The following is a 13,316-nucleotide window of genomic DNA, read 5'->3' on the forward strand; positions in this document are numbered from 1 at the left end:
AAGAAAACGATAAAAACACACCGACTGTTTATGAAGTGCTTAAAAAATGGCTTTTTATAAAAGAAACACCTTAAATCAAGGAGGAAAATCAAGTGAAAAAAATAATCAATGATCCGAAAAATATCGTGGAAGAAATGGTCTGTGGTTTAGTTGAGGCGTATCCAGATTATATCAAGCGGGTTCCAGATACCTTAGTTGTTGCTAGAAGCGACGATTATGATCAAGTTGCATTAATTAGCGGCGGTGGAAGCGGCCATGAGCCTTCCCATGCAGGCTTTGTAGGGGAAGGGATGTTGAGTGCGGCAGTTTGTGGTCAAGTCTTTACCTCACCAACACCAGATCAAATTCATGAAGCAATCAAGGCAACAGATAAAGGAAAAGGCACCTTGATGATCGTTAAGAATTATTCTGGCGACATCATTAATTTTGATATGGCAAAAGATTTGGCTGAAATGGATGATATTGAGATAGATTCTATCTTGGTTGATGATGATATCGCCGTTGAAGGCAGCACATATACTCAGGGACGTCGAGGCGTTGCTGGTACAGTCTTGGTTCATAAAATTATAGGCAGTATGGCACGTGAAGGAAAATCAGTATCCGAGCTAGCAAGTTACGGAAAAGCGCTTGTTAAAGACATAAAAACGATCGGAATTGCTTTATCTGGTGCAACTGTTCCAGAAGTTGGTAAACCAGGTTTCGTGCTAGAAAACGATGAAATGGAGTTCGGGGTAGGAATCCACGGTGAACCAGGCTACCGTCGGGAAAAAATCAAAGATTCCTATAATATTGCGAAGGAAATTATCAGCAAGCTAAAAGCAGAATTCAACTGGCAGACAGGCGACAGCTATGGATTATTTGTAAACGGAATGGGGGCTACACCATTGATGGAGTTATTTATCCTGTTCAATGATGCTAAGAAGATTCTTTCTGAAGAGGGGATTGAGCTTGCGTTTAACAAAGTCGGCAACTATATGACTTCTCTTGATATGACAGGCGCCTCTATTACCATGATCAAATTAGACGACGAACGCCTACGTTTGTTAAATGAACCCGTTCATACAATCGCTTGGTAAAGAATTGATTATACTGTCTGTCTAGCCGACTGATAAAGATTCAATAATATTGGCAAAAATGAACAAAGTAATTAGTACGAATTAGGAGGTTCATCATGTTTACACCAGAAAGTTTGCGTAAAACATTAGAATTATTCAATGAAAAGATTCAAATTAAAAAGGATTATTTGAGTGAACTAGACACACCAATCGGCGATGGCGATCATGGAAATAACATGGCTCGTGGGATGAACGCTGTAATGTCAGCAGATCTATCGGGAGAGCTGCCGGATATTTTCAAAGCAGCTGCCATGGCGTTGATCAGCAAAGTTGGTGGGGCATCAGGTCCTCTTTACGGCACAGCTATGATGGAAATGATGAAAACCAGCAAAGATACAAGTGATCCAGAGCTTTTACTTAAAGCGGCTATCGCCGGAATCGAAAAACGAGGAAATTCGACTGTTGGAGAAAAAACTATGTTAGATTTATGGGTCCCTGCAGTAGAAAATTTAAATAACGGTACATTGAACTCGGCAACAATTGAAATTTTAGTAGAGAAAACAAAAAATATCAAAGCAACAAAGGGCCGAGCATCTTATGTCGGTAAACGTTCGATTGGACACATTGATCCAGGTGCAATGTCTTCAGCCTATTTCTTCGAATCTATGATTGAGGCAGGTGTTTTCAGTGAGTAGAGGTGTTCTACTGGTTTCTCACACAAAAGAAATTCCTGAAGGGTTAAAACGTCTCATTGGAGAAGTAGCCAAAAACGTTCCTATAACAACTGCTGGCGGTCTAGAAGACGGCGGTATTGGAACTTCAATGGAACGAATTTCTCAAGCCATCGAGGAGAATCCAGCTGACCAATTATTAGCCTTTTACGATCTTGGTAGCGCAAAGATGAACTTAGAAATGGCGATCGAGATGTCGGATAAAAAAGTTGCTATCTTTGATACAGCTTTAGTCGAAAGCGCGTATACAGTATGTGCTTTATTAGCGGCAGATGTTGACGAGGAAGAAATAAAAAGACAATTGGCAAAATTAAAGATAAAATAAAATCCGGAGTACGCAGAGAAGTCAGTTTTCCCTGACTTCTCTTTTTATTCTTGACTTTAGTCAGTTTCGTACGATACGCGAACGAAACAAAAAAACGCGCAAGATGAAAACGTTCCCTATAGATTTTGATAGCCATTTCCCTTTATGCTCTTACGAAAATCTTGTAAAAAAATCCTTCAAAGAATACCGGCAGAATCTTTTGACAGTAATCAACCAGGATCAATTTAAACACCCCTAAAATTTGATTTGAGCTATTTTAGTTTTCTTTCGATAAAAAACTACCAAAATCCATTTAAGTACCTTAGATCGAAAAAATAAACAGGTTTCAGAACATGTTGCAGCTGTTTTTTTAATTTGAATCATTGCTTTAAAAAAACAAAGCTGTTATACTCAAAGTACGAAATGTGAAGATTTTGTACAAGAGAAACACAAAAGCCAATCCTATTGCGAGTAGGATTGGCTTTTTTTCGTTCGTTGCGACTTCGAACGTGTGAGTTAGAAAGCAACTTGCTCTTAGTTATCGTCTTTCTCGTCTAACCAATGAGAAACTAGTTCAATGACTAACCCAACAAAGATTGGTGCGATAACCAATGTGAAGATTTTATCTAACAAGAGAAACACCCCCTTACGGGGCAAGTTGCCAAGTTAGAGTATATCATATCCGCCTTTGGGTTGTTAGGGCTTGCCCTGACCGCCTGTAAGGCGCTTTGAAAGTAGAATAAGGGATTTTTTATACTAAAACTGTTTTAAAACGGCTTAAACGAACGCTGAGAGCCTCACACAGCCCTCTCTGAACAACGGGTTTTGGCAAAGGAGCCGAAGGCGACTGCGCAGTAGAATGTGAGAGCGAAGCGATCACACCTTTCGCATGTGCTTTAATATGCGTACTATCAATAAATACTTCCGAAGTATCTACGATACCTTCAGCGATACATTGTTCTAGAATTTCATAAAAAATTTTTTCAAAGAGATCTGTTCCTTTGAACCGTCGCGTATAGTTTTTACCAAATGTTGAAAAATGAGGAACAGGATCTTCTAAACTCAAACCTAAAAACCAGCGATAAGCGATATTCACTTCTATTTCTTTTATTGTTTGTCTCATACTTTTAATACCAAATAGATATTGAATCATTGGTAATTTAATTAGAAGAATAGGATCCAAGCTAGGACGTCCCTGGATTTCATCGTATTTCTCTTTAACCAATTCATAAATAAAGGAGAAATCAATACATTGATCTATTTGCCGCAATAAATGGTCCTGTGGGACCAAGTCTTCAAGAGAAAAGAAACCGATTTGTGCGCGTTTACTCATATCTTGTTTTGAGAGCATCTGGATACACCTCCAATTGATACTCTTATTTTAACGGATAAAAAAAGACAAAGCACTAAAAACTAGTACTTTGTCTACAGTCTGAAATCAGGAAAGTATACTTTCCTGATTTTATATTCTACTTTTATGAACATTGATAAAATACCTATAAAATAAATCTATTTAAAAGTAGAAAAGTATACTAGTATACTTTTCTACTTTTTGAGCATTTCTAACTGAGTGCTATACATTGCTTTAAATGCTTCTTGTTGTCTGGTTGATAACCTTGTATTGACGTAACTATCTATAACTAAATCAACTATTTCATTTATTGTTGCTTTAGGCATATTTTCTAATTCACCTAGGAATGGTTTAAGGGTGTTCATTTTTAAATTTACTGAAGGCGAAACTTTTTGTGTTAGAGTCGCTGAAAATCTTTTATCTTTTGCAATCGGTTTCGTGCCAGTTTTCTTCTCTTTGGTTACAGGTTTTGGATAATTTATAGGAGTGCTAGATGAAGTCCTGCCAAAATCTGTTTTTCCTTTTATTTCAACTTTTTTTGATTGTAAAGAAGATTTGTTTTTTTTATTATTTATAATTGGTTTGAAATTATCAGACATATTTAATCCTCCAGAGATTCTAATATTTCCTCATGTTGATCTAGCTCATTTAATACATCGATGAATACTTGATGAGCTTTGAGATCCCATCCATCGGGTTTACCAGTGTAAGAATACGAAACACGTATACCTTCAACATCGTAAACCTTCAATCTTTCTTGATACTTAACGATTGTCTCTAAAACATTGCCTCCGTATAACTCTTTTGCTTGATCAAGTACTTTAGTATCTACACGTCCACCGGGTCTTAGCATGCAAGGTATGATACCTAGTACTTGTAAATCATTATCGTACGTATCTGAGAGATACTGCATATAAGCAATATAGGTTTGAGCACCATCCAGAGATAATTCTTGAGTCTGTAAAACAATAATACAGTAATCAGCTGCAAGCATTGCATTATCACTATAGTCAGAAATTGTTGGTGGAACATCGATATAAATTGCGTCATATACTTCTTTTAGTGGGGCCAATAACTCTCTTAAGTACGTAATTTGGCTAATTTCGTCATTAGGAAAACGATTCATTAGTATTTTTGTTAAATTTCTAAAAGTAGTATTGGATGCAATTAAATCCAAGTTATTCATAATAGGTGTAATTTGTGTACTTAAATCACCTTGTTCAAATCCAACAGTTATATTTTTAGTAATTTCATCAAGCTCACCAGTTTTTGCTAAAATACTTGTAGCGTTGCCCTGTGGATCTAAGTCAACTACTAATGTTTTTTTCTCTTTAATAACTGCACTTTCATATGCAAGCATGGTTACAGATTTAGTTTTACCTACGCCACCTTTGAAATTTCCTACTACATAAACTTTTCCCATAAATATACCTCCAGGTGATTAATAATATATCATAAGTATACCAGTGATAAGTTTTTCTGTAAAGAAAATAATTGCAAAAGTAGAAATGTGTAAAAGTATACCAGTATACCATATAGTGGCAAAAGTATACTGGTATACCCTTAAAATTTAATACAAGAAACTATAGAGTATGTTTTTCTTTATCCGTGGAAGTTGGTACAACCTCATTAGAATCTCTCTTTTTAAAAAAGTATACCAGTATACTTATACACTTTATCAGGTGTATAAGTATACTGGTATACTGATTGATAATTTTGTAAGTATACTGATGCAAATCTTAGATAGAAATAGTACTTTACAAGTTGGATAATGTTTTGTAATCTTAAATAAAGATAAATATAAAAAAAAGAGACGGATAAAAAAGTGAATTGGACCTCACTTTTTTATCTGAATCACATACACGACTATGTGTTCTCGCTCGTCTCATGGAAATTATGTAAGTGGCTGGATACCACTTATGTGATTTGAATAAATCTGTTCGGACTACCAATCCGAACTTGTAGATTTATCTTACCATTTTTTGACGGGCAACTCAATAGAAAAACGCTTATTTGTCATGCTTTCTTAAGATTGTTTTGATATTTTAGCCATTGAGAGAACACAAATCGAAAGATACTTGTGTTCTCTTTTTGGTTAGAAAGGATCAGTAGGCATGACAGTGGCACTAGACGTAGTATATACAACCGTTTTACACGATGGAATTCGGAAATTCAAATACAAAAATAGCCGCCTTAAACCGTTCTCTTTTAGCGAACAGACGGGGAAAGGGGCTATTTTCGCATATCGTTCTAAAGAACATATGGTTGAGGGAATCGGAATAGTGATTACGTCTGAAGAGGGGATTATTGAGAATGATAATGCGTTTAGCCACTGGACCCCTAATGTTTTTCGCTATGGGACATATGCTGACGAAAATAGAATGTTTACGAAGGGGCATTCTGAAGACAATTTGAGCCAAATCAATACCTTTTTTGTTGATTTTGATACGTTAGATCCAAATTTTGATTACGGAGAAATCATTTTAGCCAGCCATGAGCTTGGCTTCATGCCTACAATGGTGTTACGTACAACTCACGGATACCAGGCATTTTATGTGTTAGATAAACCTGCCTATGTAACAAAAAAATCGAACTTCAAAGTGATCAATGTCGCAAAACTTATTTCAAATAACCTTCGAAATAAGTTAGCCAATGACTATCGTTTTCCGGTCGATGTGAATGCGAATCACTTTGGGATCACTCGTATGCCTACGGAAGAGAATATTTTATTCTTTGAGCCACAATATCGTTACAGCTTTGAAGAGTGGATCAGTTGGTCGATGCGAGTGGAGTCTGATAAAGCAGCTACTTATAAAAATGTTTTTGAATTGCCGTCAAATCAACATTTTCGTCAAGTTGATGAACCTTGGTTCCGTCTGTTGATGGGTAGCGAAAAAATCAAAGGAGAGAAGGGGAGATATGGCCGAAACAATGTCATTTTCACCTTGTCTTTGGCTTATTTTTCTTCTGGATACGAAATCGAAGCGTGCGAGTTGGCCATGTTAGAATTTAACGATCGTTTAGTTGATCCATTAGCTGATCGGGAGTTAAAACGGATTATTCGGTCTGCTTATTCAGGAAACTATCAAGCAGCACAAAGGGAAAAAATTATCCTTTTATGCCATGAGTGGGTCGATGGGAATCTCTCTGAGGAACAGCTTTTTAACAAGAAAAAAGGTTGGTGGAAGTTTAAAAAAGAACGGAAAGTACGTAAATATTCCCATAGCCATGAGTGGGCAGAAGACCTACTGGCTTATTTGAATGCGCAATCCTATACGTATAAACCCTATATTGTGTCTACAAAGAAAGAGTTGCGTGAAGAATTGAAAATTCCTGAGCGCTCTTTGGATAAAGTCTTGAAACAGCTGAAGGCTGAAAATAAAATTTATTATCGGATTCGTGCTGGCCGAAGTGGTGGAATCACTTTAGCGTCAGTACATGGGTTAATGCGCTCCATTATTCGTGTCAAAAAAGAGGTTAAAGAGGCTTATTATCAAGCGATTTCGGAAGCCTTTGGATTGGCACGTACATTTATCCAGTCAACGCTAGAACAGCTTATAGCACCTAAAAAAACTGCAATACAAGGCGATTTATTTGAGGTTGATACAGGATAAAATTAAAACCCGCAAATTGCCTATTACATTATATCTATGATACGTCCCTCTTATATAGCTTTTTTAGGTCTTCCCTTGCTTGCTATTTAAAAAGATTAGGATTATTATTGCGTATGTAATAATACTTAGGGAGGAGGTACCGCTGCTATGGCTATCAATACGTTTGTTTATCCGCATCCGATCAATGTTTTTATCATTGGGCAGTTAGGGATGAGTGTGGAGGAATTCTGTGAATTACATGACTATAAACAAGGGACAGTTGCAAGCTGGGTGACCCGTAATCGAACAGTTAAAACGATTCCCTGTGATTTTTTGTATTGTCTAAGCTTGTCTGCAGGTAAATCTATGGATCGTGTGTATGAGGAGTTATTGTTGTTGGAGGAGAATTTTTTGATGTCTTTGTCTCCGAAGAAACGAAAAGAACATATCGATTAAGTTTTTTAGCAAACAGATATGCAGAAACCGCACTTGGAAAAAAGTGCGGTTCAGGGAAAAATTTTATTGTGTTCTAAAAATAATTTTTGGTTTGCTTTTTTTCACTTTTTTTAGATCTTCAAAGGATTGTTCAAATGCTTTTATTGATGGGGACTCTGGATAAACGATTTTGGCTGCTTTTATAAATTTTTCCAGTTCGTGAAGAGTATCTGAAGCATTTGTTTCAAGATATTGCAATCTAAGGGTTAAGTATTGTACTAGGAACTGGTAGAAAAAGGAGTTAATTGTTATAGCTATTGTTTTTAAATTATTCAGTAACTGTTTTGCTTCTGAAAAGTAGTGATTGTCGATAAAGATATCTGCGACATTCCCTAAGCATTGAGGGATATACAACTTAAAAACTCTTGGTTTGATTAAAAATTCTTCTAAATTTGTAACAAGTAAACGTGGATATATTTTGAGTAACTGTTCAAGTGAGAATTCTGTTGTAAGGTCACCTAACAACAGATAATCGATAGACGTGAGTATTTCTGAAATATCTATTCTCCTAAACAGCGTGTCCATTTCTGCAGAAGTAATTTTAGGTATTTGGTTACTTTGGTCAGCATAATATTTTTTTAGCAACAAGTGTAACCTTAACAAATTACTATTTTGTAAATCCATGTTTGATAATCGAGTATAGAGCATTTCTATGTTTTTTATTGGTGTTGTTGCATCAGCTGTGAGTCTGTTAAATTCTTTTGAGAGTTTGTCGATTGTTGGATCAGAAAATAAATTTAAAGATTGTATATCTGCCCAGGAAGCATTAAGGCGACTTAGAAACTCGTAACTATCTTTGAGGTTAAGAGCTAAGTCGCCTTTTTTTATTTTGGAATATGTGGAAGGGTCCATAATCCCTTGGCACAAGTATTTTTGAGAAATTTTCCTAGCGATTCGTAATTTATCGATTGCTTCGAACAGATGGCTAACCTCTAATTGTATCATGAAATTATCACCTTGTGTTAAAAATGGAAAATTCTTCCATTTTGATTTTTTTTCTTTATTTTGAGAAATTTATCTGCTAAAGTTTATTTGTAAATATTTACGTTGCTTATCGCGATAGGTAAATAAACATACGGAGGGTCCACTATGGAATACGATTTAACTTTGTTAGAAGCTACAGTAAGAGATATCCAAGTGAACACACGTCATTAATAGACTTGTAAACAAATTCACGATGTGATACTGTTATTTATAACTAAATAATTTGTTCTGGTTTCGAGCCAAACAAATAGGAGCCATTGCCCCCTCTCGCTTTAAAAGGATTGCCGTCCTTCTAAAGGTCGTTGAGGGAACAATGTCAGACAGTATGTAGCTAGCCCCTACATATGCTGTTGCTCCTCTTTGTTACAGTGTTGCATATGCAACGTGCTCATTATATCAAATCTTTGTGAGAGTTAAAAGCCTTATATTTCAAGGGGTTATTGTATATTCTCGCAAACTAGTATAAATATCAGGCATTTATTTTGTCTTAGACGAAATCTTTGTTTGATTATTGCTTACTAGGGATAGGGAGACTTGTAATGCAAACTGTGACATAGAGGGAGTAAAAGTATGTGTAGCCACGTACTTTTACTCCCTTTTTTGTTTGGTTCCAAACTGGAACAAATGTGGAAGGAGAAGTTGATTTGAGAAACATTGCAGAACAAATACTTGAATATGGCTATCGATGTGTCTTATATCCTGAAAAGGAATCCAGAAAGATGCAAGCTAGAAATTATTTGATTGAGGGGGATAGACTTGTAGAAGTGAAATTATGTCATATAGGCAACAAAGCAACGTACGTAGCTGTTGGTAATCAAACAACGTTCAAGAAAGTGCAAAAAAAGATACGTTTGGTTTTTGATCAACAAGGCGTACTGATTGCACGGCGGGCAAGTCCAATAGCACCACTGAGATTGACTTGTAAAGGCATGGGGAAACTAGTTAGTAAAGAAATTATGGCATGAGGTGATTGATGTGGATTTGAAACAAGTAGCACGAAGAGAACTGTTTCGAATAACGGATGAAGAACTCAATCCTGGTTGGTATAAAGATCCTAAATTACTTGAGCGAAGAGATAAATTGTTGAATTTACTGGGCATGCCAAATGAGCAGCGACGTCTAGATGAATCGCTAGAAGATTATCAAGAACGGATGGCTATTCTCTTTTTTAGTATACGGCCAGGGTTAGAAGATAAAGTAATAGCTTTATTGAAAGATGGAAAACCGATGAAGCAAATTGAAGCAGAATTGGGTGTACCGATGAAAAATATTCGATTTTTACGAAAAAAATATTTGTAAGATAAGTAATGCCTGTTTTCTAGATGAAAAATCAACATTTTGTATTTGCCTGAAAATCCTCTGAGGGTTGTTAAAGCGGTAAAGGATTTGTTGGAAAATTTGATGTATTGGAAGTGGTACTCGATGTGGTCCAACATAGATTGAGTCGATCTTCAGGAAGAGGTATCTTTCAAATGGTCTCCGTCAAAAGTTCCAACAAAGAAATGCAGCGGTTGAATAAAACAGTCGTGTAACAACATTTATCCTTAACAATTTCGAAGAGCAAATATGTTCCAGGAGTTATCAGCGTAGCTTATAGGGCTTCTGGGCTTCACAGTCGTTCTTGTAACAAAGAACAAAGGACTGTCTGCTACATACATGTAGATACTTGCCATGACCTTATGGTTATCTATGTAATCATAAGTGAGCATTTACCGTTTTCTACTAGGGTTAGAGTTTTCGGACGCCATAAAACTCGCGAATGTATTTTTTGGTAAATACAAAATGTTGATTTATCGCAATGTAACTTCCAAAAAAATAAATAGAAGAGAGGAGAGGCGTGTTCAATTGAAAGCAAAGTATAGTCGCAGCTTTTTGGATGGGTTTGATTATTCCACTGACCTAATGGATGAGCTTGAAAAAATCAGACAGTATGAAGCAGATAAACTACGAAAAATCAAGCGTAGCAAAGAAAAACAAGTGTCTGTAAGTAAATATACAGCTAACTTCACACTAGAAGAGAAACGCAGCTTTTTAGGATTACTCAAGCGATTTGAACGTGTGAAAATCATGTGTCGCCGAGAAGAAGGTGCAGTTTATCGCTATTTGATTGCGGCGTAAAGCAAAACTAGATCAGTTAGCGGAAGAAATTATCAACTAGGAGGAGAGAATGCTCAAGTTAATCACGTTAGAGAAAATAGGGTTTAACAACTCTATAAAATTAAATGATCTTTTTGATTATGAAGAGGACTCGTGGATAGTACGAGCTATTTCTGGCAACCGCATTAAAGGTCGATATATTAATACTGGTGGTATTAAAGGATTTCAGCATGACCTAATCGAAGTAACTGTAGTAGCGCAAAAAATCGGTACGTTTGATAAAAATAACAGAGTTTCCAGTGAAACAGAAATCATAAGCACAGCTAAAATGGCTTCGATTAATTCTCTTTCGTCTCACGAAAAACGGCGCACTGTAAGGGTCGGGGATGTGTGCGAATTGGGAGACAATGAATTTTATATCGCAAGAGAAGTAACAGAAATCAAGTACAGATTTGTTGATGTAGTGACCAAGTTAAAAGGTTATAGCGTGACTGAATTAACACCGCTAGAAATTAAAAAACTTAAAAATCAAAGACGATTAAACGAATTGGGTTGGTCAGTCTGTTAGTGACAGAAATAGCGGGATAGGGGGGAAGAGTGATGGACGACATCTTATCAATCATTATCAATATGAAAACTCTTGAGTATATGGCTACTTATAAAGGAGAAGCGGATCAAGGATCTGGGCAGGGACTTCTTGGATTGCTGCAAGATCTGCATGATGCTCTCAAAAGTGACATTGACCTGAAAGAAAAAATATTCGGTAACTGTAGCCCGAAGAAGCAATATGTTTTGTGTGACTCAATTGCAGATCTTGAACTAAAAGCTGGTGGGTGCATATGTGACAAATGTGTCCAAATTCGAGGTGAGTTATCTGAATATGAGGAGGAAGAGTGATGTCTGAAAAATTATATCGAGTGATTTTGCCGATTAAATTCAGCGATTTTAAGTATGACTATCTAGATATGTACGGAAGACACTGCAAATCAAATTTTCTGGCGTTGGTACCAAAGTTAACAGAAAGACAAATAAGACGAATTGATCCAAAATTGATGGCATTAGCCGTGGAGGCAGAGGGATGAAACTTTTTGTTTGGTACGGCGATGATGTATTAGAAAGTTGGACGAGTGGGCAAATCGTTTGCATAGCGAAGGACTTGGAAACAGCTTTAAAAGTGATTGATGAAACAGACGAATCCACGTTCGAAAATTTTCCAAGTGAGGAACCAACGGAGGTTATCGAACTAGGTGATTTACAAATCGAGCCAAAAGCATGGATAACTTGGGGCGGCGATTAATTCCGCAATCGTCAGCAACCCAGTGTTCAGTAATGCTAAAAAGAGCAGAATCGCCAGTAGCTAGAACATTGATTGTGAGATTGGAAGGGGAAAACGAGTGAATAAAAGACAAAAAAAGAAATTTATCAAGAAGTGGTTGATTAAATCAGGGTTTAGCACTGATGGATATTTGTATTGTGTGAATTGTGGGAAGAAATTGGACCTTATTGACAAATGGCAGATGGGGTATCAAGCGTGTGACGACTACTGCTACGGGAAAGCTGTGGGTGTTTACTAGGTACCAAAATAGGTGGTTTTTACAACCGAAAGGAGAATAAATTATGGATGCAACAGAAGTGATGAACGAAATTAAATCTTTAAAAGAGGATTTTGGCGACAATGAGGTAATGATAAAAGTTAAAAGTCCGAACGATGGATTCTTTAAGAAAATCACAGGAATTGATATCCAACAAGGCATGATAGACGACGAAGGTGATTTTGTAGATGAAATAGTTATCCTAGTGACTTGCGAGTGAAAAAATACTCTGTCACCATGTGCAATGTTAACACTTTGCCTTTTTTCGAAAAAAATGTCAACAGGGGGGCAGGTTTGATGAAACAAATTCTATTAATGCCAGATAAATCTATCAATAGATGCTTCCCAGTAGAGATAGTTATTGAAGCAAAACCAGATATAGATGCTATTGATTTGACAATCGAATATGAGGGTATGTCAGAAAGTCTTAATTTATGTTTATCGAAACGAGAAGCAGAGGAGTTATTTTATGCTTTGAAAGAAGAACTGAAAGCGAGGAATGAATGTGAGTAATAAACAAGAACTAAAAAACTACGTCATTAATAGTATTGCACACAAAGCGTTTGATCCGAACGAATTACTAAGGCTAATAAATCTTTTGCCAGACGAACCGCAACTCAATGATAATCAGCAGATTGTGCTAGAGTGGCTTAAAGAGAGTTATAGACAAGGTTGGGGGGCTACTACTATCAGAGCAATCTATTTATTGCATAAAGAAAATACAATTGAGAAACATGAAAGTAGTTATATACGAAAAGCTTATAGAAAACTAAACACATTTGAAGAGGCTATCGTAGTTAAACTGTTTGCCGAATGGGTTTTGGAACAGGAGGCAGAGTGATGAATGATTCGCTATTAACTGAAGAATTGGAATGGGAAATTGAAGAATTCATAAACGACTGTATTAGTTGGGAAAAAACAATTTATCAAGCTTTACAACTAGAAGACGCATACTGTTGGTTTTCTCTGCATTTCGCGATGCAAGAAGATGATGATATTACCCAGATAGTGATTCAAAGGTATTTTGAACGATTAGAGAAGGAGCGCACGTTGAGATTTTACGAACTCGCACAGAACAGAAAAATAAGTTGAAATATTTCCGCAATCGTTAGCG

General features: G+C 36.4%; 20 protein-coding genes and 1 pseudogene. 16 read left to right on the forward strand and 5 right to left on the reverse strand.

The genetic code is table 11. From position 1 onward, the window contains the following. Positions 1 to 92 precede the first annotated feature (92 nt). From dhaK to dhaM, 3 genes are all read left to right on the forward strand, one after another. A complete protein-coding gene (gene dhaK / locus IGK61_RS17640) occupies positions 93 to 1,076 on the forward strand; it encodes a dihydroxyacetone kinase subunit DhaK (RefSeq protein WP_438844983.1) in 984 nt (327 codons plus the stop codon). Between the two features lie 95 nt (positions 1,077 to 1,171). Then, complete coding sequence (dhaL, locus tag IGK61_RS17645) at positions 1,172 to 1,750, forward strand: dihydroxyacetone kinase subunit DhaL (protein ID WP_438844984.1); 579 nt, start codon at positions 1,172 to 1,174, stop codon at positions 1,748 to 1,750. After that, the gene (gene dhaM / locus IGK61_RS17650; protein ID WP_438844985.1) at positions 1,743 to 2,111 is read left to right on the forward strand and encodes a dihydroxyacetone kinase phosphoryl donor subunit DhaM; all 369 of its coding nucleotides are present in this window, start codon (positions 1,743 to 1,745) and stop codon (positions 2,109 to 2,111) included. The genes dhaL and dhaM overlap by 8 nt, the downstream gene beginning before the upstream one ends. Positions 2,112 to 2,624: 513 nt before the next feature. Here dhaM and IGK61_RS17655 read toward each other — a convergent pair. The 4 genes and pseudogenes from IGK61_RS17655 to IGK61_RS17670 form a co-directional block, all read right to left on the reverse strand. Continuing rightward, the gene (locus IGK61_RS17655; RefSeq protein ID WP_154212971.1) at positions 2,625 to 2,723 is read right to left on the reverse strand and encodes a type I toxin-antitoxin system Fst family toxin; all 99 of its coding nucleotides are present in this window, start codon (positions 2,721 to 2,723) and stop codon (positions 2,625 to 2,627) included. A 253-nt stretch (positions 2,724 to 2,976) separates the two neighbouring features. Next, positions 2,977 to 3,441 (reverse strand): annotated as a pseudogene (locus IGK61_RS17660) (transposase); the annotation flags it as partial. A gap of 194 nt (positions 3,442 to 3,635) precedes the next feature. Next, positions 3,636 to 4,040, reverse strand: a complete 405-nt coding sequence (locus IGK61_RS17665; protein WP_438844986.1) for a hypothetical protein — start codon at positions 4,038 to 4,040, stop codon at positions 3,636 to 3,638. Between the two features lie 2 nt (positions 4,041 to 4,042). Further along, complete coding sequence (locus IGK61_RS17670) at positions 4,043 to 4,864, reverse strand: ParA family protein (RefSeq protein WP_438844987.1); 822 nt, start codon at positions 4,862 to 4,864, stop codon at positions 4,043 to 4,045. 691 nt (positions 4,865 to 5,555) lie between these two features. Here IGK61_RS17670 and IGK61_RS17675 point away from each other — a divergent pair. Continuing rightward, positions 5,556 to 7,055, forward strand: coding sequence for a primase C-terminal domain-containing protein (locus IGK61_RS17675; protein ID WP_438844988.1), 1,500 nt, complete (start codon positions 5,556 to 5,558; stop codon positions 7,053 to 7,055). Between the two features lie 147 nt (positions 7,056 to 7,202). Continuing rightward, positions 7,203 to 7,490: a type III secretion system protein PrgN gene (locus IGK61_RS17680; protein ID WP_438844989.1), complete on the forward strand. Its 288-nt coding sequence runs from the start codon at positions 7,203 to 7,205 to the stop codon at positions 7,488 to 7,490. A gap of 63 nt (positions 7,491 to 7,553) precedes the next feature. Here IGK61_RS17680 and IGK61_RS17685 read toward each other — a convergent pair whose 3' ends face one another. After that, a complete protein-coding gene (locus IGK61_RS17685) occupies positions 7,554 to 8,474 on the reverse strand; it encodes a hypothetical protein (protein ID WP_438844990.1) in 921 nt (306 codons plus the stop codon). Positions 8,475 to 9,157: 683 nt separating this feature from the next. Here IGK61_RS17685 and IGK61_RS17690 point away from each other — a divergent pair. The 11 genes from IGK61_RS17690 to IGK61_RS17740 all read left to right on the forward strand — a co-directional run bounded on the left by IGK61_RS17690 (position 9,158) and on the right by IGK61_RS17740 (position 13,294). Further along, on the forward strand, positions 9,158 to 9,478 hold the full coding sequence (locus IGK61_RS17690; protein WP_438844991.1) for a hypothetical protein: 321 nt from the start codon (positions 9,158 to 9,160) through the stop codon (positions 9,476 to 9,478). A gap of 10 nt (positions 9,479 to 9,488) precedes the next feature. Next, on the forward strand, positions 9,489 to 9,812 hold the full coding sequence (locus IGK61_RS17695; RefSeq protein WP_438844992.1) for a hypothetical protein: 324 nt from the start codon (positions 9,489 to 9,491) through the stop codon (positions 9,810 to 9,812). A 546-nt stretch (positions 9,813 to 10,358) separates the two neighbouring features. Then, positions 10,359 to 10,631 carry a hypothetical protein gene (locus IGK61_RS17700; RefSeq protein ID WP_438844993.1) on the forward strand — a complete coding sequence of 91 codons (273 nt, stop codon included), beginning with the start codon at positions 10,359 to 10,361 and terminating at the stop codon, positions 10,629 to 10,631. Positions 10,632 to 10,680: 49 nt separating this feature from the next. Further along, positions 10,681 to 11,178 carry a hypothetical protein gene (locus IGK61_RS17705; protein WP_438844994.1) on the forward strand — a complete coding sequence of 166 codons (498 nt, stop codon included), beginning with the start codon at positions 10,681 to 10,683 and terminating at the stop codon, positions 11,176 to 11,178. A 32-nt stretch (positions 11,179 to 11,210) separates the two neighbouring features. Next, entirely contained in the window at positions 11,211 to 11,507 is a 297-nt protein-coding gene (locus IGK61_RS17710) for a hypothetical protein (RefSeq protein ID WP_438844995.1), read from the forward strand. Continuing rightward, positions 11,507 to 11,692 (forward strand): hypothetical protein, encoded by a 186-nt coding sequence (locus IGK61_RS17715; RefSeq protein WP_438844996.1) that lies wholly within the window; start codon positions 11,507 to 11,509, stop codon positions 11,690 to 11,692. The genes IGK61_RS17710 and IGK61_RS17715 overlap by 1 nt, the downstream gene beginning before the upstream one ends. Further along, entirely contained in the window at positions 11,689 to 11,907 is a 219-nt protein-coding gene (locus IGK61_RS17720; protein WP_438844997.1) for a hypothetical protein, read from the forward strand. Before IGK61_RS17715 ends, IGK61_RS17720 begins: the two co-directional genes overlap by 4 nt. A 320-nt stretch (positions 11,908 to 12,227) precedes the next feature. Further along, a complete protein-coding gene (locus tag IGK61_RS17725; RefSeq protein ID WP_438844998.1) occupies positions 12,228 to 12,422 on the forward strand; it encodes a hypothetical protein in 195 nt (64 codons plus the stop codon). A 77-nt stretch (positions 12,423 to 12,499) separates the two neighbouring features. Continuing rightward, positions 12,500 to 12,715, forward strand: a complete 216-nt coding sequence (locus IGK61_RS17730) for a hypothetical protein (RefSeq protein WP_438844999.1) — start codon at positions 12,500 to 12,502, stop codon at positions 12,713 to 12,715. After that, complete coding sequence (locus IGK61_RS17735; RefSeq protein WP_438845000.1) at positions 12,708 to 13,043, forward strand: hypothetical protein; 336 nt, start codon at positions 12,708 to 12,710, stop codon at positions 13,041 to 13,043. The genes IGK61_RS17730 and IGK61_RS17735 overlap by 8 nt, the downstream gene beginning before the upstream one ends. Then, entirely contained in the window at positions 13,043 to 13,294 is a 252-nt protein-coding gene (locus tag IGK61_RS17740) for a hypothetical protein (RefSeq protein ID WP_438845001.1), read from the forward strand. Before IGK61_RS17735 ends, IGK61_RS17740 begins: the two co-directional genes overlap by 1 nt. Positions 13,295 to 13,316 lie beyond the last annotated feature (22 nt).

This window comes from Enterococcus sp. AZ063 (assembly GCF_051715045.1).
Lineage (GTDB): Bacteria > Bacillota > Bacilli > Lactobacillales > Enterococcaceae > Enterococcus_D > Enterococcus_D casseliflavus.